The sequence below is a fragment of the Ruminiclostridium papyrosolvens DSM 2782 genome, assembly GCF_029318685.1.
GTDB classification, from domain to species: Bacteria; Bacillota; Clostridia; order Acetivibrionales; family DSM-1351; genus Ruminiclostridium; species Ruminiclostridium papyrosolvens.
Genome location: NZ_CP119677.1, coordinates 997,314 through 1,023,222, shown reverse-complemented (window position 1 = coordinate 1,023,222; position 25,909 = coordinate 997,314). Strand labels below are relative to the sequence as shown.

The 25,909-nt window shown below is 39.1% G+C and carries 17 protein-coding genes and 1 pseudogene; 4 read left to right on the top strand and 14 right to left on the bottom strand.

Features of this window, described 5'->3' with window-relative positions:
• Positions 1-24 precede the first annotated feature (24 nt).
• Complete coding sequence (asnB, locus tag P0092_RS04580; protein WP_004621257.1) at positions 25-1,854, top strand: asparagine synthase (glutamine-hydrolyzing); 1,830 nt, start codon at positions 25-27, stop codon at positions 1,852-1,854.
• Between the two features lie 385 nt (positions 1,855-2,239).
• Here the strand turns inward: asnB and P0092_RS04575 are convergent, their stop codons facing one another.
• From P0092_RS04575 to P0092_RS04565, 3 genes are all read right to left on the bottom strand, one after another.
• Positions 2,240-3,550, bottom strand: coding sequence for an MFS transporter (locus tag P0092_RS04575; RefSeq protein WP_004621256.1), 1,311 nt, complete (start codon positions 3,548-3,550; stop codon positions 2,240-2,242).
• 93 nt (positions 3,551-3,643) lie between these two features.
• Positions 3,644-4,378: an ABC transporter permease gene (locus P0092_RS04570; protein ID WP_004621255.1), complete on the bottom strand. Its 735-nt coding sequence runs from the start codon at positions 4,376-4,378 to the stop codon at positions 3,644-3,646.
• Complete coding sequence (locus tag P0092_RS04565) at positions 4,350-5,132, bottom strand: ABC transporter ATP-binding protein (RefSeq protein WP_004621254.1); 783 nt, start codon at positions 5,130-5,132, stop codon at positions 4,350-4,352. The genes P0092_RS04570 and P0092_RS04565 overlap by 29 nt, the downstream gene beginning before the upstream one ends.
• Positions 5,133-5,414: 282 nt before the next feature.
• On the opposite strand from P0092_RS04565, the gene P0092_RS04560 reads away from it, so the two are divergent.
• The gene (locus P0092_RS04560; RefSeq protein ID WP_004621253.1) at positions 5,415-6,587 is read left to right on the top strand and encodes a cation:proton antiporter; all 1,173 of its coding nucleotides are present in this window, start codon (positions 5,415-5,417) and stop codon (positions 6,585-6,587) included.
• Between the two features lie 101 nt (positions 6,588-6,688).
• Here the strand turns inward: P0092_RS04560 and P0092_RS04555 are convergent.
• The 7 genes and pseudogenes from P0092_RS04555 to P0092_RS04525 all read right to left on the bottom strand — a co-directional run bounded on the left by P0092_RS04555 (position 6,689) and on the right by P0092_RS04525 (position 16,116).
• Positions 6,689-8,262, bottom strand: a pseudogene (locus tag P0092_RS04555) (ammonium transporter).
• Positions 8,263-8,306: 44 nt separating this feature from the next.
• Positions 8,307-8,576 (bottom strand): hypothetical protein, encoded by a 270-nt coding sequence (locus tag P0092_RS04550; protein ID WP_004621251.1) that lies wholly within the window; start codon positions 8,574-8,576, stop codon positions 8,307-8,309.
• The gene (locus P0092_RS04545; protein ID WP_004621250.1) at positions 8,566-8,904 is read right to left on the bottom strand and encodes a P-II family nitrogen regulator; all 339 of its coding nucleotides are present in this window, start codon (positions 8,902-8,904) and stop codon (positions 8,566-8,568) included. Before P0092_RS04545 ends, P0092_RS04550 begins: the two co-directional genes overlap by 11 nt.
• A gap of 223 nt (positions 8,905-9,127) precedes the next feature.
• Entirely contained in the window at positions 9,128-10,072 is a 945-nt protein-coding gene (locus tag P0092_RS04540; protein ID WP_004621249.1) for an ABC transporter substrate-binding protein, read from the bottom strand.
• 128 nt (positions 10,073-10,200) lie between these two features.
• Positions 10,201-13,611 (bottom strand): insulinase family protein, encoded by a 3,411-nt coding sequence (locus P0092_RS04535; RefSeq protein ID WP_004621248.1) that lies wholly within the window; start codon positions 13,609-13,611, stop codon positions 10,201-10,203.
• 156 nt (positions 13,612-13,767) lie between these two features.
• The gene (locus tag P0092_RS04530; protein WP_004621247.1) at positions 13,768-14,655 is read right to left on the bottom strand and encodes a 4-hydroxybenzoate octaprenyltransferase; all 888 of its coding nucleotides are present in this window, start codon (positions 14,653-14,655) and stop codon (positions 13,768-13,770) included.
• A gap of 15 nt (positions 14,656-14,670) precedes the next feature.
• On the bottom strand, positions 14,671-16,116 hold the full coding sequence (locus P0092_RS04525; RefSeq protein WP_004621246.1) for a menaquinone biosynthesis decarboxylase: 1,446 nt from the start codon (positions 16,114-16,116) through the stop codon (positions 14,671-14,673).
• Positions 16,117-16,274: 158 nt separating this feature from the next.
• Here P0092_RS04525 and P0092_RS04520 point away from each other — a divergent pair, with 158 nt between their 5' ends.
• The gene (locus tag P0092_RS04520) at positions 16,275-17,807 is read left to right on the top strand and encodes an FAD-dependent oxidoreductase (RefSeq protein WP_004621245.1); all 1,533 of its coding nucleotides are present in this window, start codon (positions 16,275-16,277) and stop codon (positions 17,805-17,807) included.
• On the opposite strand, the gene P0092_RS04515 is transcribed toward P0092_RS04520, so the two are convergent.
• Positions 17,799-18,581, bottom strand: a complete 783-nt coding sequence (locus P0092_RS04515; protein WP_004621244.1) for a YwaF family protein — start codon at positions 18,579-18,581, stop codon at positions 17,799-17,801. The genes P0092_RS04520 and P0092_RS04515 overlap by 9 nt on opposite strands.
• Before the next feature lie 169 nt (positions 18,582-18,750).
• On the opposite strand from P0092_RS04515, the gene P0092_RS04510 reads away from it, so the two are divergent.
• The gene (locus tag P0092_RS04510) at positions 18,751-20,115 is read left to right on the top strand and encodes a TrpB-like pyridoxal phosphate-dependent enzyme (RefSeq protein ID WP_004621243.1); all 1,365 of its coding nucleotides are present in this window, start codon (positions 18,751-18,753) and stop codon (positions 20,113-20,115) included.
• A 334-nt stretch (positions 20,116-20,449) separates the two neighbouring features.
• On the opposite strand, the gene P0092_RS04505 is transcribed toward P0092_RS04510, so the two are convergent.
• Genes P0092_RS04505 through P0092_RS04495 form a run of 3 tightly spaced genes read right to left on the bottom strand, consistent with a single transcriptional unit; the run spans position 20,450 to position 25,860 of the window.
• Entirely contained in the window at positions 20,450-22,513 is a 2,064-nt protein-coding gene (locus tag P0092_RS04505) for a beta-galactosidase (protein ID WP_004621242.1), read from the bottom strand.
• Positions 22,514-22,516: 3 nt separating this feature from the next.
• Positions 22,517-24,100: a response regulator transcription factor gene (locus P0092_RS04500; RefSeq protein WP_276187085.1), complete on the bottom strand. Its 1,584-nt coding sequence runs from the start codon at positions 24,098-24,100 to the stop codon at positions 22,517-22,519.
• Positions 24,040-25,860 carry a cache domain-containing sensor histidine kinase gene (locus P0092_RS04495; protein ID WP_004621240.1) on the bottom strand — a complete coding sequence of 607 codons (1,821 nt, stop codon included), beginning with the start codon at positions 25,858-25,860 and terminating at the stop codon, positions 24,040-24,042. Before P0092_RS04495 ends, P0092_RS04500 begins: the two co-directional genes overlap by 61 nt.
• Positions 25,861-25,909: the final 49 nt, after the last annotated feature.

Here is a 25,909-nt window from a genome sequence, read left to right as displayed (position 1 = left end):
TGAATTTTTTCTGGAGGATAAAATATGTGCTCAATTCTTGGTTTGGTAAATTTTAAAGATGGTACAAGAAGCATCTCTCAGGAAACCCTTGATGCAATGAGAATGACTACTAATCACAGAGGTCCAGATCAACATGGTTTTTTTAGAGATGAATATGTTTGCTTTGGACATAACAGACTTGCCGTAATTGATGTTGCCAACGGCTTACAGCCTATGACTGCTGTTTTCGAAGGTAAATCTTATACTATTGTTTACAACGGCGAGCTTTATAATTCAAATGATTTGCGTTCAGAGCTTGAAAATCTGGGAGTAGAATTTAAAACCCACTGCGACACGGAGGTTTTACTTTATTCGTACATACTTTGGGGTATGGGCTGTTCGGAAAAGCTTAATGGTATTTTTGCCTTTGCAGTTTATGATGATGATAAAAAACAGATTTACGTATCCAGAGACAGAATGGGCGTAAAACCGTTTTTTTATACTTTTATAGGAGATACAATACTTTTCTCATCTGAAGTAAAAGCAATTTTAAAACATCCTCAGGTTAAGGCAGAGCTTGACAGTGAAGGAGTCTGGCAGTTATTATACCTCTCCCCCATGCGCCCGTCCAATAGCGGGATTTTCAAAAACATTTATGAAGTTTCACCCGGTTTTCATGGAATTTTTAACCGTAACGGTCTTGAATTACGCAAATACTGGTCTTTACAGGCTTACGAGCTGGAGGACAGTGAAAGTACCATTGTAGAAAAAACAAAGTTTTATCTTACAGATGCAATTCAAAGGCAGCTGGTTTCCGATGTACCCTTATGTACTCTTTTGTCAGGGGGACTTGACTCCTCCGTAGTAACAGCTGTCGCCCGTGCTGACAAGAAAAACGGAGATTTGCTGAGTACCTATTCCTTTGAATATGAAGGTAATAAGCAGCATTTCACCTCCACAAGCTTCCAGCCTGAAAGCGATGACAGTTACGCAGTTTGGCTTAGTGAATACCTTGGCACAGACCATTCGGTTCTTACCGTTAGCCAGCAAACCATCGCTGACCTCCTTTATGATGCCGTGAAATTCAGAGACTACCCCGGCATGGCAGACATAGACTCCTCTCTGCTTTATTATTGTCAGCAGATTAAAAAAAGGCATACTGTTGCTTTAAGCGGTGAATGTGCTGATGAAATATTCGGCGGATACCCCTGGTTCTATAAGCCTGAAATGCTACACCGAAATTTCTTCCCGTGGATACATGACCCTGAATCAAGAATTTACCTGTTTGCTGCTGATTTTGCAAAGCCAAAGCAAGGTATGGATTTTGTAAACCAAATGTACCGTGACAGTGTAAACGCCTGTCCTTTTACAGGTAATGAAACTGAGGAAATGAAAACTGCAAGGTTGGCAAATTGGCTTTCTGTAAACTGGTTTATGGTATCCCTTTTGGAAAGAAAGGATCGTATGTCAATGGCAAGCGGACTTGAAGTCAGGGTTCCTTTTTCAGACCATAGGATTCTGGAATATGTTTATAATGTACCATGGAAGATAAAATTTAAAAATAAGGTTGAAAAGTCACTTTTGAGGGAAGCTATGAGCGATTACTTGCCTGACAAGATTTTGTACAGGAAAAAGAGTCCCTACCCCAAAACTCACAACCCTGAGTATGAATCAATCGTATCAGCAATGTTTGAAGAAGTTATGGCTACTCCTGATTCCATACTCAAGGATATACTTCACCCGGATACTCTGCCCCTTCTCCGTTCCGGCAGCAATGTAACCTGGTATGGACAGCTTATGGGAAGACCGCAGCTTATTGCATGGTTGATTCAGTTGGACTACTGGTTTAAGGAATATAAAGTTACTATTGTTTAAACAAAGACAGTGATAGTGTTTATTTATGAATTATTATGGGCTGTTGCAAAAATAATTTTTGTCTATCTGAGCCTGTACTTAAGGAGTATAAATTTTATCAATGGAAGCTTGGTTAAAGATATTTGCAGTAGTTTATGGTTGAAGAAGGATATTTTACCGGAAAACCTATACGATATAGGTTTTAGCGAGACAATGAATCATGGACGATGAATGTGAGCGACGGTAAAATATCCAAAGATGAGCCGTTATAAACTCTTGCAAATATCTTGGAAGCAATCATTGATATAATTTTATACGGGAGTACTAGTGTATGACTATTTTTCTATTATATTCATACCCTCATATTTCATTATACTCCTTTGCTGACAAATAACAGAGCCAAATGTCAGGCGTTATTAATTCTGAATTTTGAAATGCTTAAAATACTCACTGTTAAAACAAGTACTGCTGTTAAAAACAGCAGCTGCATATTACCAATTGAAAAACCTGCCGGAGAAACTCCTATGGTATTCGTAACCTTAATAAAAAATGAACCTATTAGGGTGCCTACAAATCCAATAATACCGTTAACTGCCGATGAGAAGCCCATGTATACAGTCTTATTGTCTGCTGGGGAGTAGCTGTACTGCAAATTGTTCACAGATATGTTAACTCCTGAAATTGCTGCTCCGCCGAGTATATGAGCTATAGGCATAAGAATATATACCGTGTCTGCATTTATGAAAAACCAAGTCACAAAGCTCAAAATCTGAAGGATAATCATTAGTTTCATAATATAAATCCATGATTTTTTATCTGCAATTTTTCCCCAGAACCTAACAGATACAACACTTGTAATTGAAGCCAAAACTGCCATTGCCGTAACAAGTCCGTATCTTAATTGAAGGGTCGATACCATATAAACCGAGGTAAACGGGAAAGCAATCTGATAACCCAAATTCCATAATACAGTTATGAAAGTTATTTTCATAAAATTTTTGTTTTTAGTGGGCAGCGTAAACAAGTTTTTAATTGAAACCCTTGATTCTAAAAGGGGATTAACCGGCTCTTTTATTTTTGACAACATAACAACGTTTACAAAAGCCATAACAATAACAAAAGCGTATAATACGATGAAGCCCGTAAATTGGTGTCCCAACTGCTCAAGTTTATCGAGAACCTGTCCCATAAGAAGGGTAACAACAGTAACTGTAGCTAAAATTATTGATTCACGTTTACCATAATAAGAGCCTCTTATTCTCTCTGGAGTTATATTCAGTTGCCACATCTGTACATATGGAATTGTAAAAATCAAAACTAAATTTGCAATTAAGAATATCCATATTAACAGTTGAACCCTAACTGTTTTGTGAGGACTTATAAAAGGTATAAGTATCATTAGTCCCATCATCAATCTTCCTATAAAGCACATTATACAAGTCAGCAATTTTCTGCTTTCAAGCTTCTCAAGAATTATAGGAGAAAACACCGTTACTATTCCCGCCAATACCGGAATAGCAGCAATAATTCCCGACTGTTCATTGCTTGCTCCTAAATATTTAGCAAATCCAATCAAGAAAGCTCCACTTGTCAGGGTAAGAATACTTCTGGCGGTACAGCCCTCATATACGGATATATTCCTTGAAACCCGCATATCTTCTTCGGAAAGGCTTTCTTTATTAAAATAAATTTCCCTGAACTTTGATAATAAATTCACGGCTATGTACCCCTCTGTTTAATAATATATACTCGTCCAAAAAAGTTGACATAAATTATTATATATTATAAGCAAGGGCTTGTGAAAAGAAATTTATCGCCATTTGACTATTTTTTGCTCTAGAATATCAATTGATGAAAACAATGCTATTCCAACGACAGACAATACCAGAATTCCCTTGTACATGCTGATATAATCTATTCTGGTCCAGGCATCAAGTATATAGTACCCCATACCCCATGAAGTACCATAGGCTTCGCAGAAAAAAAGAATGGACAGTGCAGTCCCTATTGTTACACGCAAGCCTGTTAATATACCGGGTATTATATCAGGTATAATAACGTGGTAAAGAATCTGCCTTTGGGATGCCCCCATACTTCGTACATTGTATATACACTCTTTATCTATCCTTGTAACGGAATCTCTTACAGTTATTATTATTTGAAAGATAATTATCATTGTTATGAGAATTATTTTTGATGCCCCGCCCAAACCAAATATTGTCATGATTATAGGCAGGAGTGCTGTTTTGGGAATAGGGTATGTTAAAAACACCAATGGGTTAAGAATTTTATTCCATATATCAGACACAGCCATTTTATAACCTATTAAGGAGCCCAGCAAAAGTGCTATTATTACTCCTGCAAATATCCTACAAAGGCTTATACTTATATGCAAAAGCATGGCTTCTTTAAAAAATAAATAAAAACTCCTGTACACTCTTATGGGGTTGGGAATTATCCTTGTTTGAAATATTACGTGTATTGCATACCATATCAGATTAATAAATAGCATACCCTCAGCATACACTGTTACTTTCTTCTTCACCAAATCCCTCCCATTCATCTTTTATAAGCTGTCTTACTATTGCTGTAAGCTTCGTAAAACGTACTGCTGACCTATCTTCATAAGCACTGCTTAATGTTGTAATATCAGCAATAATCTTTCCGGGAGACGCTGAAAGTACAATTACCCTGTCAGCTAAAAAGACAGCCTCCTCTATACTATGTGTAACAAGTACTGCCGTGGCCTTGAAATCCTTCAGCACACATCGCAGCATATTTTGCGCATACTCCCGTGTCAGGGCATCTAATGCAGAAAAAGGTTCGTCCATTAACAACAAATCCGGTTTTATCATAAGACTTCTGGCAACTGCTGCCCTTTGGAGCTGACCTCCGCTAACCTGTGAAGGATACCTGTCCATAATATCTTCTATTTCCAGTCTTTGGGTTATTTCTTTTAGTCTTGAATTAACTTCACTATCCAAAGGCAGCTTTTTGATTTTCACAGGCAGCAGGCAGTTATTTCTAATGGTTTTCCATCTCAGAAATCCGCTGTTCTGAGGAATATACGCTATTTTATGTAAGTCGGGCTTCAAATCCTCTCCGTCCAGCTTCACACTACCAGTAAAGCTGTTCTGAACTCCTGCCATTATCCTAAGCAAGCTTGTCTTTCCACACCCTGACGGGCCAATTATGGCACAAGTCTCACGATTTGCCACCTGCAAAGTTACAGGCCCAGCCACATGCTTTTTTTCTCCTTTTGCAGCATAGTAAACACTGACTTCTGTCAATTCAAGCATAAGCACTCTCCTTCGTATAAACCTTATAATAGAGATTACGTTCTAATATATGCATTAGAATTTTAAAAAATAAAGGATACCCGTAAATCAAAGGGGCTTGTTGATTTATGAATTAACATGGTATAATAATCCTGTGAGATTTCTGTTTGATAATTGTTGTCCGTCTTCCAATGAGGGAAGTCCGTTAGTGACTTTCCTTTTTATTTATGTTAATGGAAAAATCACACTACATAATGTGGTAGGAAAATTCAAAGATTAATAAACAGTAAAGAAGGTGTAAACTTGGAAAAGGTTCTTATTGATATCGCCCTTATTCTGATTTTTACAAAAATAGGTGGGCTTATAAGTAGGAAATTGAAAATGCCTGAGGTATTGGGGGCATTAATTGCAGGTGTTATTCTGGGGCCTGCTGTGTTAAAGCTTGTTGATTATACTGAACACATAAAGTTACTGTCGGAACTGGGCGTTATTATGCTTATGTTTCTTGCCGGACTGGAAACTAATGTGGATGAACTGAAAAAAGCAGGAAAAACCTCCTTTGTTATTGCTCTGGGAGGAGTAATCGTTCCTTTGATTCTGGGAACGGCTGCTGCCTACCTGTTTTTTACAAACTTCTGGGAAAACCTCTTTGTTGGTGTAATTCTTACAGCAACAAGCGTTAGTATTTCGGTTGAAACACTTAACGAACTGGGTAAGCTTAATACAAAAGCCGGAGTAAATATCCTGGGAGCCGCTGTTATTGACGATGTTCTGGGCTTGATTCTCATATCAATCGTGCTTGCCGTGTCCAAAACAGTCGGAAGCGGAGCATCCGGTTCAGACGCAGTAATAAGCCTTGTTCTGACCTTTGCTAAAATAATTGCATTCTGTGTACTCGCAGTAATTATGATTGCAGTTGTACCTAAATTTATCAATAAAATCAAAGCTGACAGCAGTCACAAACGTGACCTGTTAACCTACGCAATTGCAATGGCACTCATTCTTGCCTTTATATCAGAACTGCTTGGTATTGCTGCAATAACAGGTGCATACATCTGCGGTTTGACTCTTTCACAATTCATACACAGAGATTACATTGAGAAAAATGTCAAAGCCATATCCTCGGGCTTTTTGTCATTAATATTCTTTGCAAGCGTAGGTATCGCAGCGGACATCAAGGGCTTGAACTTCGAAGTTGTGCTTATTACGCTGGTTATGTTTGCAATAGCTGTTGCGGGCAAGCTCTTTGGTTGCGGAGGAGCGGCAAAGCTGTTCAAAATGAGCAAGCAGGAATGCATTCAAATTGGAGTAGGTATGGTTTCACGTGGTGAGGTTGCCATAATTACAGCAAACATAGGAATGCAAAACAAGATTATATCCGAGGAAATATACATTCCTACGCTGATTGTAGTTATACTTACCACAGTAATCACTCCTGCACTGCTAAAAATTGTATTCAGCTCAAAGCACGGCTAGAGTGATTCAGCAGCGTAATCTATTTAAATAAAAGAACATAAAAAGTCTGGGAATATTTATTAATATAACCCAGGCTTTTTTAATTGTAAACCATTTAATTTTTATGCATTTAAACTTGTACCTTTGACTTTCAATTTACTTAAATACAAGTCATCTGCTTTCTGGAAATCCAATTCTGACTTAACAATCTGGAAATCAGGATATCCGTAAGCCCCCATTTCTTCAAGATCACAACCCTCAATCTCAACTTCAGGGCTAACCCTTATACCCCAGACTTTGTCAAGAAGCTTCCAGAATACATATGAGACTCCAAAGCCCCACACTATCAGAACTCCTACTGCTATGAGCTGGGCAACCAACTGGGATGCGTCTCCGTAGAATAAGCCTTTTACTCCTCCTGCTACACCGTTAATACCGTCACCGTAACTTCCATCAGCAAATAATCCCACGCATAAGACTCCAAATACACCGTTTACGGCATGGACTGAAATAGCACCTACAGGGTCATCAAGCTTCAGCTTGTTTTCAACAAAAGCTACAGAAATACAAACCAGTATTCCTGCAAATGCACCTATAAAAAAAGAAGCTATGGCATTGACGAAGGCACATGGAGCAGTAATTGCTACCAAACCGGCAAGCGCTCCGTTACAAGTCATTGAAGGTCTGGTTTTCCGTATTTACCCCACATATAGAACATTGCAACCAACCCGCCAATAGCACCTGCTATCATAGTATTTGTAGCAACAACTGCCAGTCTGAAATCTCCGGCGTTAAGTGTAGAACCGGCATTAAAGGAAAACCAGCAGAAGAACAGAATAATGGTCCCTACTACCGCCATAGGTATATGGTGTCCGGGAAATGCTCTTGCGGTACCGTCTTTTTTGAACTTTCCTATTCTGGGCCCTATGACTATAGCCGCTGCAATAGCCATCATACCGCCCATGGAGTGAACTACTGCAGATCCTGCAAAATCAACAACCCCGTGACCTAAGCCAAAGTTTTTGCCAAGGGTAGCCATCCACCCTCCGCCCCATACCCAGTTTCCGAACACAGGATAATATATCATGGATATGAAAAACGAAGCTATTACAACAGCAGAATATTTTACTCTTTCCGCAACTGCTCCCGTTGGAATAGTACAAGTAGTGTCCATAAACACCATTTGGAAGAAGAATAAAGCGTAAATCCCTGCATCATAGGTTCCTCCGCTCTGCAGGAAGAAGCCTTTATACCCCAGAATACCCCCTAATCCGGGGATTGAAAGCATACCATTTAAAACTGAGCCGCCTGTTCCCAAGCCTACAGCTCCTCCCGAGCCTCCGAATTGTAATGCGAAACCTACAAGAAAATACCCTATAGCACCAACAAGAAAAACCATTAAGTTCATTGTAATTGTATGAGCGGCATTTTTACCACGGCAAAAGCCGGTTTCAACCATTGCAAAACCACACTGGAAGAAAAATACCATAAAACCTGTAATCATAATCCAAACAAAGTTAGCACTGTATTGAGCTCTGCTTGCAGCATTGGCAACATCTGAAAGGGTTTCCTTTCCTGTTACGGATGTATATGAAGCACCTGTTGGGTCTCCTGCCGCCATAACAACAGTTGAAATAAACAGTGTTAGTATTGCAATTACTGAAATAAAACTTAAAATTTTCGCAACTCTTTTCATAATTATCCCTCATTTCCTTCTGAATTTATATATAAGCGATTTGCTTATCTTGCAGTCTTTTGCTTTCTGAAATTACTCCATGAAAATACTGAAGATTCCTTATACAGCTCTTTTTTTAGTTTTAAAACCGAAAGCAGGTATCTGAACCCCAGATATAAAGCAGCCACACCGAACAATATCCCTGAGATATTTGTATTTAATACTTTGAAGCTTATATTGTTCATCCAACTGTAAAAAATAAAGAATATACCTGAGAGGCATATGCCCGCTGACAACAAGGTCAATAAAATAACAGCCGCTTTTTTATATTGCATTTTCACCACTCTCACTTGTTCTTATTTTCACTGCTTCTTCAACGTTATACACAAAAATCTTTCCATCTCCTACATTACCTGTTTTCACTCTCTGTGTAACCTTTTCTATTATTTTCTGGACTTCATCATCGTGAACAACAGTTTGAACCATTACTTTAGGAAGAAGATTTATTGTAACCTCGGCACCTCTGTATATTTCTTTTCTTCCCTTTTGATGTCCGCAGCCAGAAACCATCAATACCGTCATACCGAATATTTGTGATTCATTTAATATTTCCTTCACATCCTCCAGCTTTTCAGGTCTGATAATCATTTCGATTTTTTTCATAAATTACTCATCTCCTTAATCTATTGATATAAATAAAAAACGCCGGATTTCCTCACAGAAACCGGCGTCATTGCCATGCATTAATAATAAACAAATATAAAAATTAATATAAAAAACGCCAATTCTGATATATACAGAATTGGCATCGTTGCCTTCAAAAAATTAATTACTACAGTAATATATTACCACATATGTTTTTAACTTACAATAATATACATGAAATTTAGTTAATTATTTCCTTCAAATCTTTTTCTTTAAGCTTTTTATTAAGCAAGTGTTCCCTTTCGCCCCACTCAATAGTAGATTTCAATTCACTATCAGCCGGAAGTCCTGCTTTTCTGTAATCCGGAAGTATAATACTTCCCTTCATATCCTCGGGATATCCGATAAATTTAATGACTTCATTCTGATACTTTTCTATTGAATTTTCCTTTAGATATTTGACAGAATCATTATAGGCTTCATTCATTTTTTTTATTACTGATGCCTTTTCTTTAATTGTAGCAGTTTTAAAGGCAATTACATTGCTGAAAATACTGTTTTTGTAGGCAGAATCCAGAACAATAGCACCTTGTTTAATTGCCATGGAAGAAAAAGGCTCCGGAAGCAAGGCAAGCTGAACCTTGTTCTGCTGAAGCATCTCAAGACGTATGGGTATAGAAGGCACTGGAACTTTTTCAACTTGATTAATCCCAATACCGTTTTTACTCAGAATTTTATCCAGTGTGTACTCAATTATAGTATTTTCAGATATTGCAACCTTGTGGCCTTTGACTTCATTTATGTTTTTTATACCTGATTGCTTGTTTGCCAAGAGTATAAAGTCCCCGTCTGTAACTCCGGTTATTTTTACATCAAATCCTGCGTTACGGTAAAGGCAGACAGCTACCATATCGCATAGAACACCATCAATATTTGAGCTTTGAAATGCAGCATCCCTGTCTGCCGCACTTTTGAACACCTCCATATCCACCTTTAACCCAAATTTATTAAAAATACCTTTGTCTCTTGCAATTATGTAGGGTATGGCATCAACTGCCGGAGTAAGGCCTATTTTCAAGTGTTCTTCGCCTTTTAGGTCTTTTTCTTTTTTACATCCGCAGGCAGCAAAAACTACTGAAACAATCATTGCCGCACATAAAATCCTAAACAGTAATTTATTTCGCATATATTACAACCTCCATAAAAGCACTATATTACACATGTAGCTCTTTTATGAATAATAAAAACCCCCCGGTAACTACAGCCATTGCCGCTGTAGTTACCGGGGGGTTCGTGCTGCTGCGTATAAATATACTATTTTCCTGCCAGCTTCTGATTAAGGTTATTAAAAACTGTAGTAACAAAGTCAGCCGTTACTTCACCTTTAGGATTAAAATTACCCTTGTCATCCAGCTTTATAACCTCAAAGCCAACCAAAGCATTAACTGCTTTTCTTGACCATACTGCAGCAGAATTGATATCTGCTATTTCAGACTTTGCATCCGGAATCTTTACGCCGCTCCAAGTAGCTATTTTGAATACAAACACCGCAAGCTCTTCTCTTGTCAGTTTTCTGTTTTCAAAGTAGTTTCCCTTTTTATCCGCGGTTATCAAGCCTTGTTGCTTAGCCATTTCAATAGGATTTGGAGTACCTGCAAGAACCAGTTCAAAGAATTGTCCTCTTGTAATAGTACCTGTTTTGGTATCCTGTCCCTGCTCCAAAGCAATTATACTATCATAAAGCTCTTTGTTTTGACTAAGTTTTTCCTTGCTTCCTGCGGTTGAATATGTTCCGTTTTTAAGCATGTTTTCAATCATGGAAGCCGAATCCTTGACATCCTTGACGGTAACTGACTTAATTTCTTTCAATATCTGTAATATATCTTCTGACTTAATTCCCATCAGATAGTAACCAATTGCAGTATTGGCACCTGATAATTCTCCGGAAGACACAGTATAATTGCTGAATGACTTCAGAATGTAGCTATCCAGTTGTTCCTGTGTAAGATTAATATTCTTTATGAATTCCGGCAAGCCGTTGTATACCTCAAAGGTCTCTTTAATATTAGGGTCACGGTATGATGCAAGCATAAAGCCTTCATTACCGAAGTCAACTATGTTATCGTACGCACCGTAACCAAATCTTATCTTTGGAGTAATATAGTTTTCGTTTATTACTGAACCTATTGGAATATATTTTCCGTTGAATACAGTTCCCATTTTATCATACGGTGCATAAATCATATTATATTGTACAGAGCCGTCTACAGATATACCCTCTTTTTTTGCAGGCTTAGGTAGTTTTGAATAATCCTGTTTTGCAATATCCTTTGATGGCATTACTGCGGTAAACTTCTTTATTGCAGTTTCAAATTTGCTGATACTGTTCTTATTACCTGCAAAAGTCACTATCAAATTCTTTTTGTTTGTAACCAAGGCTTTAACATTATCCAGCTCTTTCAAAACCCCATTAGGATTTTTTGAAATTTCCTTTTCCAGATTTGTAAGGAAATTGTAATAGTCGATAGCAGAAATATAGTCAAGATAGTTATACCCTTCGTTGAAATATGATCTGCTTCTCATTGCCTGTATACTTAAAGGGTTGCTTGTGTATTGGGTTTTCATTTCCGATATTCTGGATTTTACTATATTCAAGATATCAGTACTATTATCAACCTGTGTATTTAAAACAATGTCTTTTACTACCTCAAGCTGCTTATCATAATCCCCTATAATACCTGACCAGGAAACAGTTAAAACAGGAGAGTATTTTATATAGTTTTTATCAGGCAAGATAGATAAATTAAATGCTGCTCCGTTAATATATCTTGTCTTTAGATTACTCAGCTCAGCCTTCTTGCTGTTTTTGGTATCGAGGTTTCCTAATAACTCAGTATATAGCTTTAAATAATGCAGCTTATCAGCAGGAACAGATGAAGTGTCGAAATAAAGACTGGTGGACTCCATCTCCCCAACATTTGCCTCTGCAGATATCAATTTTACTCCGTCTGATTTAGTTTCTTTAATATTATAGTTTTTAACTTCCTCAGGTAAATCGGAAATCTTTACAGCCTGAAGACTTTTAACTACGTCTTTATTATCTTCTCTGCTGTTCCACTCGTTGTAGGTCTTTGTTTCATTGACAATTGCATCTATCTGCTGTTGGCTCATTGATGCCTGTTTGTCAGACAAATACTTTTTCTGTTCTGCCGCCTGCTTCTCTGAAAGTCCTGCTTCCGGAACAGTAGTAACCAGGGCAGTGTTTTTATTATTTAAAAGAAATTTTTCGATAAGACCTTCAAAATACCTTTTTTCGGACTTAGCAGAAAAGGACTTTATGTTCTTGAGCATATTATTGTAAAAATCAATGCTGTCGAAATTTGCCCAGAAGCTGCCCACCTGTGTAGATAAATTCACGCCAAGATTGGGAGTTTCGGTTATATTTGATACTCCCCTTAATTCTCCTGCAAGTACTGCATCAACATCTTCTGACTTAAAGCCGGTCTTAACAATAATATTCAGATATTTATCAACAAGGGCTTTAATATCCGTCTTTTTGCTTTCATCAGTATTTTGCGCCGAAAAACTTAAAACCGGTATTGATAATCCGGAATTGTAGCTAACTACAATATCTCCCCCAAGTTTTTTATCCCTGAATTCCTGTTTTAGCTGCGATGAGTCGCTTCCAATCAGCTCAGCTAACACAGCTACTCCCAGTAAATCATCATCGGACATATTTGCAAGAGGAAAACAATAATCAATCTGAGATGCATTTTTAGTATCAGTACCTGCAGCCACCGGGTATTTAAAAGTTTTTTCTACTGTTTTTTCAAGCGGCTGAAGCTTTAACTTTTCAATCTTAATATCCTTCTTGTCATACTTGGAAAGATAACTGTCGTCAATCATTTTAAGGAATCTTTCATAATCCACATTTCCGTACAGAACCATAAGTGAGTTGGAAGGATGGTAATAAGTGTTGTGGGTCTTAATTACATCCTCATATGCCAAATCCTTTACCTTATCAGGGTCTCCTCCTGATACAGTGGATTGGGTACTGTTTGGAAAAAGTGTTTTTAGACTGTTGTATGCGGCGGCTGTGGTTATATTCCCCAAAGCACCCTTCATTTCATTATATACCGTACCGCTTATATTCAGGTCCGCCTTGCTGTCTGCCATTTCATATCTCCAGGCTTCCCTTTTGAAAATATTCTTGTCGTTATATACTGACGGATGATATACACAATCCATATAAACCTCAGTTAACTTTAAAAGCTGATCCTCACTCAATGATGAGACAGGATATGTAGTAAAGTTTTGAGCGGTAAATGCATTTATAAAAGTCGAATATGTCTGATTTAAAATTGTAAACAGAACGTTTTTCATAGGATACTTCTGTGAGCCGGACACGGTTATATGCTCCAATACATGATTTACTCCCGTATCATTGAAGGCAGGTGTTTTGAATGAAATATCAAAAGCCCTGTTAGTATCTTTATTCTGAATAAAAATAAGCTTTGCACCTGTTTTTTCATGCTCAAATAAAACAGTTTTGCTGTCGATGATTTCCATGTTCCCAACTTCCCGAACCTTAAAGCCGGATACAACCTGTCCCACCTCCGGCAACGCTTTGAGTTCCGTTTGAGCAGCATCTACACAAGGTGCGACGTTGAGAAAAAGGCTCAAAATCAAAACAAATGACAGCATGTACGAAACAACTTTTTTCATCACTCTTATCTCCTTTTATTATTTTCCAGCCCTTAATTTGTAAACAATCTTACAAACTTTTCTAAAAAGGGTTAGTAAAATTAGTTTACATTAACATTTATGGTAAGTCCATTCTTTTACGTAAGATGCTATTAAAATGTACTCAAATGAGTATTTTTATATTAGTATTTCCACTAAGGAGGCCGTTAAAAATACAACGCTTATTATCTGGTTCAGGGAATAGGATGTAAAGGAGTACACCTCAGCTCCGGTATCATCTGGTTTTCTGACATTTACCACAAGTGAATGTTCTATAGCAAAAAGTACTGTTATTATCAATAGCCCCGAGTAATATATTAATCCCAGCTCTTTGCTGATTATCCCCAACAGAAGCAGGAAGATACAGGATATAAGATGGAAGGCGCTTGATATATGAAGTGCCTTGCGTATACCGAATTTTACAGGAATTGAGCGTAGTTTGTTAGCTCTATCAAACTCATAGTCCTGGATACCGTAGATTATATCAAAGCCGGCTACCCAGAAAGTGTTTGCAGCACCCATTATCAACGGAGTTAAGGATAAACTTCCGGTTACGGCAATCCATGCTCCTACAGGAGCTGCCGCTGTCGTAATTCCCAAAACTATATGACAGAGCCATGTAAACCTTTTTGTATAGGAGTAGCCTGTCATAAATAAAAGAGCAGCAGGTGCCAGAATAAGGCAGAGCATGTTCAACATGGTCGCCGAAACAAACATTAGTGCAAAACAAACCGCCGCCAGCCCATAGGCTTCAGCCTTGCTGACCTGTCCCTGTGGAATCTGTCTTACAGAAGTTCTGGGGTTAAGTTTATCAATTTCCCCATCTATAGCCCTGTTAATGGCATTGGCACCTGTTCTTGCACCCATAAATGCAAGCAGTATCCACAGTACCTTCCACAGACTTGGAAACCCATTTGAAGCCAGCAGCATTGAAATAACGGCAAAGGATAAAGAAAATATGGAGTGTGAAAACATTACAAGAGTTCCATAGTCAGATATTTTTCTTATTACTTTTGAAGCGAGCATATTTCCTCCTTTTATTTAAAAACCGTATTCCTTCCATCTCCTTGTAACCAATGTCTTTATGTCCTCTGACATGGTTATTTCATCAGGCCATGTACGGCTATAGCCTTCTTCGGGAAGTTTTACGGTAGCGTCAATACCTAGCCTGCATCCATAATGTCTTTGGTCAGAGGCATGGTCCAGTGCGTCAAGTGGGCCGTCAGACAGTACTATATCCCGCCTGCCGTCAATATTGTTAAAAACCTTCCATGCAACTGTTGATAAATCATGAGGATTTACAGATTCATCCACAACTACAATCATTTTTGTGTACATCATCTGCCCCGAACCCCATATGGAGTTCATTACTTTTTTAGCATGTCCCGGAAACCTCTTTTTTATCGAAACAATAACACAATTGTGAAATACACCCTCCAAAGGAAAATTCATATCAATAATCTCAGGGAACTGAATTCTTAATAAAGGAAGAAAGAGTTTTTCAGTTGCCTTACCCAGATAACAGTCCTCCATGGGCGGTTTGCCCACAACAGTGGCAGGATAAACAGCATCCTCTCTGTAAGTCATACAGGTCAGATGAAAAACCGGATACATATCAGCAAGAGAATAATACCCGGTATGATCTCCAAAAGGGCCTTCCATACGAAGGTCCTCCTTTGTGTCCACATACCCTTCCAGAATAAAATCAGCATTAGCCGGAACGTAAATATCATTTGTTATAGATTTAACCAAGGCTACGGGCTTTTTTCTTAGAAACCCTGCGAATAATATTTCATCTATATATTGCGGAAGAGGAGCAGTTGCAGAATAAATAACCACCGGGTCACAGCCTATAGCCACAGAGACGGGCATTATCCCTCCTGTATTGCGACACTTGTCGTAAATGCTTCTTCCGTCCTTGTGGAGGTGCCAGTGCATCCCCGTAGTTTGTGCATCATATACCTGCATACGGTACATACCCATATTTTGAATGCCTGTCTCAGGGTCTTTAGTTATAACCACAGGCAATGTAATAAACCTGCCTCCATCCCCGGGCCAGCATTTAAGTATTGGGAGCTTTCCCAAATCAGGACTGTAATCAATTATCTGCTGGCACTTTCCTTTAGTTGGAAGTTTTAATGGGAAAACAGATGTTAACTGGATTAAAGACGGAACTGCTTTTACGGTTTTAATAAACCCCGCATAATTTGCCGCATCAATAAAATCTCCTATTTTCACGGCAGCCTCCTCAATATTTTTAACACCCAATGCAAGATTCAACCTTTCATAACTGCCAAAAGTATTAATAAGCAACGGAAATTTTGAGTTTTTTACCCTTTCGAAAAGAAGAGCAGGCCCGCCACTTTTTACCACTCTATCTGCTATTTCCGTAATTTCAAGCTCCGCATCGGTTTCTGACTTTATTCTTTTAATAAGTGCTTTCTCTTCCAGTTTACCGATAAATTCATGGAGGTCTGAATATGCCATAAATTCCCCTTTCTATAAAAAATCAAGTCTTATGAAAATATTGACTTGTCAAGGTTAAATTAAACAGAATATAACCTTAACAGGTGAATTTCTTTAAAAAATCTGGATATTCTAACAATATTATTAAACGAAAACCAGTTGAATCAAGGAGAAAGCATATGCCACAGAATTTAATAGAAAAAGCATTTTCAAGGCCGGTAGAATCATATTGGATTGGGTCAACGCCCAAAACTGACTATCCCGAATTGAATGAAAATATCAAAGCAGACATTCTTGTTGTGGGAGGCGGAATAACCGGAATAGCAACAGCGTATCTGCTTCAGAAGGAAGGCTTGGATGTTGTTATAATAGATGCCAACAGAATCGCTTATTCCACTTCGGGACACACCACAGCGAAAATTACTTCTCTCCATGACGTAAAATATGCAAAACTGATAAAGCAGTTGGGAGAAGAAGGTGCCGGCAAGTACGGAGAAATTAACGAAAAAGCCATCTCAATGATTGAAGACATAATAAAAGAAAACAGTATACAATGTGATTTCAGCCGTCAGCCAAACTTTGTGTATACAAAGGAAGAACAATATATAAACGTTATTGAGGAAGAGGTAAATGCAGCAAAATCCATTGGTCTTCCTGCAAGATTTGAAGCTTCTCTTCCTCTGCCCTTTGCTGTTCAGGGTGCAGTATGCTTTGATAATCAGGCTCAGTTTCATCCCCGTAAATATCTTCTGTCCCTGGCAGATACATTTGTAAAAAATGGCGGGCACATTTTTGAGAACACGGTAGCTCTCGACATCCATGAAGACCGTGAATGTACAACTTCTACCCGAAGCGGCTTCAGTATAAAATCAGCCAAAGTAATAATTGCCAGTCACTTTCCCTTTTACGACGGGTGGGGCTTCTATTCTGCCAGAATGTATGCAGAACGCTCCTATTCACTTGCAGTAAAATCACCTGTCAATGTTCCGTATGGAATGTATATCTCCTATGAAGAACCTACAAGGTCTATCAGAACCCAACCCGGAGAAGACGGAAATCAGCTGCTTATTTTGGGTGGAGAACACCACAAAACAGGGCAAGATGTAAATGAGAAAGAAAACTATACAAATCTTATAAATTTTGCAAAAGACAGTTTTCAGGCTACAGATGTTCCTTATCGCTGGTCAGCTCAGGATTATACCGTAATGAATGAAATACCTTTTATAGGACACATCACCAGTAATAAAATGAATATATTTGTAGCCACAGGCTTCCAGAAATGGGGTATGACTACCAGTCATGTATCAGCTATGATAATACGTGATATAATTGCCGACGGAAAAAGTGAAGCCGAAAATATTTTTACTCCCTCAAGATTTACTCCGGCAAGTTCTGCAAAGAATTTTATAAAAGAAAATGCTGATGTTGTTGACAACCTTGTTTCAGGAAAGCTGGCATCACCACCGGAAGAGTTTACAATTCAACCGGGAGAAGGCAAGGCAGTAAAGTACCAAGGCAAAAAAGCCGGAGCCTATATGGACAATGACGGTAACGTTTATATAATAGATACAACCTGCAAACATCTGGGCTGTGAAGTACATTGGAACTCAGCGGAAAAAAGCTGGGATTGTCCCTGTCACGCTTCCAGATACAGCTATGACGGAACAGTAATTGAAGGCCCTGCCCTAAAGCCTCTTGACAGGTTAAAATAAAATCCGGATTTTTTCTCTGTCAGCAGAGTTCTGTGAATACCTTTTGTGTCTTTTTAATAAAACAAAGGGCATATATAATATAACCCAAAGGAAGCACCCCAGAAGAAACGTAGGAATGAGATACCAGGGGCTTCCTACCTGCTTTGCAAAAAACTCCATAGGTGAGCCGGGTGCCGGAAACCTTAAAAAAAAGTAATTCCCGTTAGTAGCTATATTTACGGGAGTAACTAACAGGGCAAAAGCTATCAACATAGCAACTGTCTTCGGAAGGCTCCGTATATCCGGCTTAAACCCCATACCAAAAACCATGAATATGGGTATAAAGCAAATAATTCCGTGAACCAGCATACTTTGTATATATATAAATGAAATGGACGGATAATAGTAAACATCAGGTGTCAGGAGTGTCATAAAAGCAGGCGCCAGTCCCATAGCATACGAATACTCCATCAGTAGTTTGCTTCTGGTAATAGTCATTACAGGGAGTACAATACACATAAGGCTGCACAAGTGAAGTGGAAGTGTATAGCCCCAGGAAAACTGTCCTACAGCGTTGTACCATAACATTTGTGCGCCTTCTGTCAGGGGCAGCAGCAAGCTGGTCAGTATAAGCATCCTCCACTTTTTTTCGTCACTCTTGTCCTTGAACAGTATAGTAAGAATACACCACATACAAATCACCATACCAATAGCAAGAAGATGCTGTACAGAGAACATGGAGTTGTGATTTCTTCTTGGTATATTGTCTATGTAAGTAAAAAAATATCTGAACATTTATAAGCCCCCTTGTCCTGCTTTTAAGTATATTAAATTTATATTCTTTTAAACAGAGGTTTAATCCATGTGTGTTCAAATTATTTTATTGACTTATAATTTAATTCAAGTAAAATATTATATAGACTAGTTAAGAAGTCCTTTGATTATAAAGGATATGGAGGTTAAGATGAGAAGAGATGAGATCAGTAAGGTAATTCTGTCTGAAAGCGATATTCCCAAACAATGGTACAACATAGTTGCAGACATGCCAAATAAGCCTGCACCCTATCACAATCCAGCAACACTTGATGTTATTAAGCCCGATGATATGAAGGCTATTTTCCCGGATGAGGTAATCAGGCAGGAAATGTCTTCCGAACGATATATAGATATCCCTGACGAAGTTCGTCAAAGGTACTGCCAGTTCAGGCCAAGTCCTCTATACAGGGCAAAGGCTCTTGAAAAACTGTTGGATACTCCTGCCAGAATTTATTATAAATATGAAGGAACAAATGCCACAGGAAGCCACAAGCTTAATACCGCAATACCACAGGTATATTACAACAAACTGGCGGGTATAAAAAGACTTGCAACGGAAACAGGTGCAGGACAATGGGGTAGTGCCTTGAGCCTTGCAACAAGCCAATTTGGATTAGAATGTTCGGTTTACATGGTTAATGTCAGCTATCAGCAAAAACCATACAGACGTTCATTTATGAAAACCTTCGGTGCAAATGTTGTAGCAAGCCCCAGCACACTTACCAACAGCGGAAGAAGTATTTTGGAAAGAGACCCGAAGTGTTCAGGCAGTCTTGGAATAGCAATAAGTGAAGCAGTTGAAGATGCTGCGACACATGCTGATACCAACTATGCCCTTGGAAGTGTTTTAAACCACGTATGCCTGCATCAGACCATAATCGGAATCGAAGCAAAAAAACAAATGGAGTATCTGGATGAATATCCTGATGTAATATTTGCATGCTGCGGAGGCGGAAGCAATTTTGCCGGTCTGACTTTCCCATTTTTGCAGGATAAGCTAAAAGGGAACAACCTCAGGGCTGTAGCTGTTGAACCTTCAGCATGTCCCACTTTGACAAAAGGTGTATTTGCATTTGATTACGGCGATACAGCAAAAGCAGCTCCAATAACAAAAATGTATACTTTAGGGCATGACTTTATTCCATCCGGTATACATGCCGGTGGATTGAGATATCACGGTGATTCCGCCATTGTCAGCCAGTTATACCATGATGGAATCATTGAAGCAAAAGCCTACGGTCAGAAATCAGTCTTTGATGCGGCAGTAGCCTTTGCAAGGGCAGAAGGAATAGTTCCTGCTCCCGAATCGGCACATGCCATAAGGGCTGCAATGGATGAAGCTATTCTGGCAAAGGAATCCGGCGAGGAAAAGGTTATTCTCTTCTGTCTCAGCGGACACGGATACTTTGATTTTACGGCATATGAAAACTATTTTAACGGGCTTATTGATGATATAGAGTTTTCACCGGAATCTGCTGAAAAAAGTTTGCAAAACTTACCGAATATAAAGTAGTATTCCGCTTAATATCAAATATAAAGAAGGCGCTGTTAAAAAACATAAAGCTTTTTGTTTTAACACTGGTACTCCCGTATAAAATTGTATCAATGATTGCTTCCAAGATATTTGCAAGAGTTTCCAGCGGCTCATCTTAGGATATTTTACCGTCGCTCACATTCATCGTCCGTGATTCATTGTGTCGCTAAAACCTATATCGTATAGGTTTTCCGGTAAAATATCCATCTTCGCCGATAAACATCTGCAAATATCTTTAACTAAGCTTCCATTGATACAATTCATACTCTGAGTACATGCTAAAATAGAATATCTTAATTACCACAGCGCCTTTTTATTTTGCTTTAGCTTTCAGAACTTTTACGTCAAAGGGGTCAAGTTCCAAAACTCCTTGCTTGTCTACTTGAGTAAACATATCAGTGTAAATCCCGTTAAGAGAGATTTGCTCCTTCTTTGAATTAAAATTCATTATAAATATATAGCGATATTGTCCATCGGTGCGCTGTTGGGCAGTTACTCCTATTGGCAGCTTGGTTTCAATTGTACGTGTAAGTGACAATTTCTCCATAAGAGCCATGTAAAAATCATCAAGAAACTCTTCTCCTGTCCGGGCTGCCATATAGTAGGCATCTCCTTTGCCAAAACGGTTAACCGTTAGAGCCGGACGTCCTTGATAAAAATCGTCACCATACACAGCCAGAACCTGTGCAGCCTCAGGGCGAATCAACTCACAGAAGTCCATCACTCTATAAGAGCCAGAAAGACCTAAAAAATTTTCACTCATTAAAAGACTATTGTTTTCATCAGCGTGCAAAGTATCTATTTCCTCGCTCCAAATACCCGTAACTCCTAGCAGGGGCCCCGGGAATCCCCCCAGATGACATAAATCATTCTCATTTACAATTCCGCTCCAATAGGTGGTAACAAAGGTTCCACCCTCTCTGACAAAAGCCTCGATGCGCTCTCCCACACCGGGATGTGTCATATAAAGCATAGGCGCAATAACAAGCTTGTACTGTGATAAATCCTCTCTGGCACCTATAATATCTACTGTTACTCCTTGTTTCCAGAAGGCAGCATAATGTGAGATACAGGTTTCCTCATATTGCAGCCTTTCACGGGCAAGAGCCTGTGCTTCTTCTAAAGCCCATCGGTTTTCCCAGTCAAATATTATAGCAACCTGTGAATGAGCTGTAGTTCCCACAACTTCGTCAAGTTTTTCAAGTGCCTGCCCCAACTGTGCAACATCTCTGAAAACACGGGTATTCTCATGGCCTGAATGGTCTACCACCGCACCATGGAATTTTTCAAAGCTTCCCCGTGACTTTCGCCACTGGAAGTACTGAACAGTATCACTTCCATGAGCCACTGCCTGCAAGGACGACAGCATATGCATACCGGGGCGCTTTAGCTTGTTTGTCTTTTGCCAGTTAACGGTACTGGGGGTACTTTCCATCATCATAAATGGTTTACCCTGCTTTAGAGACCTGTTAAGGTCATGGACAAAAGAGGTTCGTAAACCAATTTTCCAATCAGTCTGTTCCGTGGTATGCCAGGTTGGGTAATTGTCCCAGGAAACCACATCCAGTTCTTTTGCCAGTTCCCTGTATTCTATGCCGGGAAAAGTTCCCATAAGATTTGTAGTAACAGGAACCTCCGGTGTTAATTCCCGTAAGGGTTTTATTTCATTTTTAAAAAAGTCAATTGTCTGGTGTGAAACAAATCTTTTCCAATCCAGAATAAGTCCATGAGTCTCATGCTCCCCTCGTGGAGAAGGGGATTCGATTTGAGACCAATCAGTATACCTGTGTGACCAGAAGCCCGTCCACCACTCATGGTTGAGCCTTTCAAGGTCATTGTCATACTTATTCTGAAGAAATTTACGAAACTCATTCTGACACAGGGGACAATGACATTCACCACTGAACTCATTTGAGATATGCCACAAAATCAGCGCCGGATGGTTTCCATAACGTTCTGCTAACATACGATTTATACGGCTCACCTTTTTGCGGTAAATCGGGGAAGTAAAACAGTGGTTATGACGCCCGCCGTGTAAATCCTTTAGCCTGTCTGCTTGAGTACGCAGTATCTCAGGGTATTTTTGTGACATCCAGGGCGGTTTTGCACCGCTTGGAGTAGCAAGGACTGCCTTCATTCCATTTTGGGCAAGCCTATCCATAATATCGTCCAGCCAATCAAGCCTATACTTGCCCTCTTCCGGCTCCAGTGCCACCCATGAAAAAATGCCAACTGTCATTGTATTACAATGGGCTAGCTTCATAAGACGAAAATCTTCATTTATTATATTTGGAGTCTCCAACCACTGTTCAGGATTATAATCTCCGCCGTGGAGGATGTGGGGAAACTTGTTTCCAATAGGCATGTATTTGTTCATTCCTTAACTCTCCTTTTTGATACATGTAGTCAAGTCCGGCATTTCGCCCCAATAGTCTCTGGGTTTTCGTCCCACATAGTATTTAAACTTCCTGTAAAAATAGTCTATATTTTTGTACCCTACCATATAAGAAATTTCATAAACCTTGTATTTTCCTTCCGCAAGCATTTCTTTAGCTTTGCGAATTCGGACATGGTCAAGATAGGAATTGAAGCTCTCACCTGTTCCGCTTCTGAAAATTCTTCCCAGATAGGAGCTGTTATAACAAAAAATCTTAGCAAGGGATTCCAGCTTCAAGTCCTTGGCATAATTGGCTTCAATATACATACAAAGTCTCTTTACTATATTGTCCCGTGAATTATTCCCTATCTGCTTCATAAAACATAAAAATTCACTTAATATGTAATCTGTAATTTCATGCAAACTCTGTTTTCTGTATATATCATGAATTATTCTTCCGTCATCGGGAATTATGAGATTCTGGTAGTTTTGAGACAGCATATCCCGAACTCGTATAAAGATATTTGATAGAACTCCTGCAAATCGGTCGGGATGGAGATTGAGTCTATGGTATTCCGACTCGAAGCTCCTCATTTTATTTTGCAGCAACTCCTCCTGCCCTATTTCAATATAATCGTAAAAAGCCTCAATATATTCTTTTATGTCAATAGAATCAAGGTTTACTCCGTTTGAAAAATCTTCACATACGTCATCCCATAATACGAGATTTCCCGATTGCTGATAATAGAAACTGTGCTGTTGTATCTTTTTGGCATCTGCATAGGAAAGGTGAAGTTCTTCAGCCTTGCTGCACAGTCTTCCCAAAGAAACAAACAAATCAGGCGTCTTATGGAATATATCCCTCATATGTACAAAGAAGCGTGTAATACCTCCTCCTTGCAGCAAAACCACCCACAAATCGTCCATACAGATACATCGCATCTCTTTTTCATAGTCAAAAAGCGTCGGGATATCTGCATCAGACTGCCCAGCTTTTATAACAGCAACACGGTAAATATTATCATTTAGTTTAAGCTCATTGAGATTTACTGCTTCAGTCGTCACCTTCCCGCAAATAAGGTCTGTAAGCTGCTTTTCATATATAAGATTCATACTGGATTGAATACTTTTAAGCTTTTCCTTTTCAGCCATAATCGTTTTGCGTACCTTTACAATTGCCTCCTGCAAATCGTCTTCCTCTATAGGTTTTAGCTGAAAGGAGGATACACCGGATCTAATGGCACTGCGGGCATATTCAAAATCGGAATAACCTGTCAGGATTATAACCTTGCCGTCAAAGCCTCCTTCTCTTGCCTTTTCAAGCATCTCAGTTCCATACAACCCCGGCATCCTGATATCGGTAATACATAGGTCCGGGTTAAGCCCAAGCAGCATACGAAGACCCTCATGCCCATCTGCTGCTTCTCCGGCTATCTCATAACCAAGGCTGTCCCAATCAATAATAGCCTTTAGTCCAGCCCTTACTGCCGGCTCGTCATCAATGATTAAAACCTTGAGCATTTGGCTTACCATTCCTTTCCTAAGATATTTTGTTTTTTTACAGGCTGTTCCGGAAAAGAAATCCATACCGTTGTTCCTGTTCCGGGACTGCTGTCCACCCTGATTCCATAGGCTTCACCGTAATATAGCTTTATACGCTGATTGACATTTGATAGTCCAATACTTTTGCCTGTATTCCCTCCTGCTTCCTTAATCTTGCGTTGAACCTCCTCCAGCTTACGGGTTTCCATTCCAAGCCCATTATCCTTTACAGTCACCAGTATATTTTCCTGCTGCCTTTTTACGATAATGTCTATTTTTCCACTTCCCTCTTTTTGCTCCAAGCCGTGCACAAAGGCATTTTCAACAATTGGCTGTATCAACAAAGGAAGTACCTTGAGAATTTTCTCATCAATACCATCCTGAACATCAATTGTATAATCCACCCTGTCAGCAAAACGGAACTTCTGAATTTCCAAATAATTACGAACAAAATCCAGCTCACTCTTCAATGGCTGAGCATTGTCGTCAAGTTCCAGCAAACTACGCATAGACTTCCCTAAAAGCTTTATAACAGTGGCAATTTCACGTTGACCGCAGACATAAGCCTTCATTCGTATACTTTCAAGAGTATTAAACAGAAAATGAGGATTAATCTGACTGGCCAGCATCTTGAACTGTGCCTCATTTTGCTTTGTCAGAAGCTTTTGCTGCTGGAGCTTGTGCTCATAGTTTTCCTGTAAAAGCTTTTTCATATCGCCAATCATCTTAATCAAATCTGTATAAAGGTCGGCAATCTCATCACTGCCGCTGATATCCTGCGGAATATCCAAATCCCCGGAGGCCGCCCTGTGAATCTGAGTTCTGATAAATAAAATACGCTCTGAAAAGCTTCCGGTAAATAGCACCATAAGCAATACAGGTACTACAAGACTGATGAGTGCAATTGCAATCCCTGTTATATATGTAGAGAAAACTTGACTTGTAATGTCACTGGTAGGTGTTATATTAATAATCTTTATTGTACTGCGGGTTTTCTGAGGAAGAAAGGAGTCACAGACAATAAATACCTTTCGGTTTTCATAGGTTACATCCTTTAGAATTTGCTCTCTGTCACCGGATACAGCAGTTAAACCCTTTATATCCATTTTTGTACCCAGCTTTTTGCGATTATCTGCCAGTACAATGCGGTCATTATCCACAGTCATAAGCATGGTTGTTCTTTCGTTCTGAATAACAGAGGTGAGATAGCTGTAGCTTACTCTCATTACCATAACGGCGTAATTCCCATTATTGTCAATTGGAATACGACGAACCAAGGCAAGGTAATAGGAATTGTTATCACTATTATAAAAACACTGCCATATCATATTCCCACCGCTTCGAACCGCCGCCTTATACCATGCTTCTTTTCTAATATCTTCTGTGGTTTTAATAAAAAAGCCATTTTCACATATGGTGCTATTATCTACATACAAGGTAATAGCTTCTATTTGGCTGTAGTACTTTGTATACTCCTTAAGTGCAGGGTAACTATTCCAAGCATCAATAGACTCCAAAAAACTATCGTATTTAGTTGAAATAAGTTTTTTGAGCTGTTTATCAAAATAAATTTTGTCAGAAATGTTAGTCATAAGATATAACAGCTCGTTGACACGGTCCCGCACTCTAAGGGTATCAGTTTTAGCCTCGGTAACCATACGTGAGTAAACCAGATTTGACATGCTGTAGGTTAAATAAAGGCTCACGAAAAATACCGGCAGCAGCACGGAGATTATGTAGATACCGATCATTTTTTTGCGTATCCGAATATTGTTCCAACCTTCTTTCAAACGCTTGATGAACACGATATTTATTCCACCCTCGCCGACACTGATATTTCTTGTATTATAGGCT